Origin of the sequence: Pseudomonas caricapapayae (assembly GCF_001400735.1) — a bacterium.
Taxonomy (GTDB): domain Bacteria; phylum Pseudomonadota; class Gammaproteobacteria; order Pseudomonadales; family Pseudomonadaceae; genus Aquipseudomonas; species Aquipseudomonas caricapapayae.
The window spans coordinates 1-536 of sequence record NZ_LJPW01000182.1 but is presented as its reverse complement, the minus strand read 5'-3'; the positions used below and the strand labels follow the sequence as shown (position 1 = coordinate 536).

The 536-nt window shown below is 61.2% G+C and carries 1 protein-coding gene; it reads left to right on the top strand.

Features of this window, described 5'->3' with window-relative positions; translation table 11 throughout:
* The coding region (locus ALO80_RS27580) for an AMP-binding protein (protein WP_144434257.1) at positions 1–536 on the top strand (536 nt) is incomplete at both ends.

Genomic DNA, 536 nt, shown 5'->3' with positions numbered 1-536 from the left:
CAGGACAGCGCTATCGGTTTGCTGCTGACCCAGCGCGCCTTGCTGCAACGCCTGCCGGTGCCGCCGCAGGTACAGAGCCTGTGCCTGGATAAGGACACCGACTGGCTGGCAGCCTGCAGCACCGCCAACCCGGTCAACCTCAGTCATCCACAAAATCTGGCTTACGTGATTTACACCTCGGGTTCGACTGGCAAGCCCAAGGGCGCGGGCAACAGTCATCGGGCGCTGGTCAACCGTTTGCACTGGATGCAGAAGGCTTACGGGCTGGATGGCAGTGATACGGTCCTGCAAAAGACGCCATTCAGTTTCGACGTGTCGGTCTGGGAGTTTTTCTGGCCATTGCTGACCGGCGCACGTCTGGCGGTGGCGCTACCGGGTGATCATCGCGACCCGGACCGGCTGGTAGAGAGCATCCGCGAGCACCGGGTCACGACCCTGCACTTTGTGCCGTCGATGCTTCAGGCGTTTCTGACCCATCCACAGGTAGAAAGCTGTAACAGTCTGCGTCGTGTGGTGTGCAGCGGTGAAGCACTGCC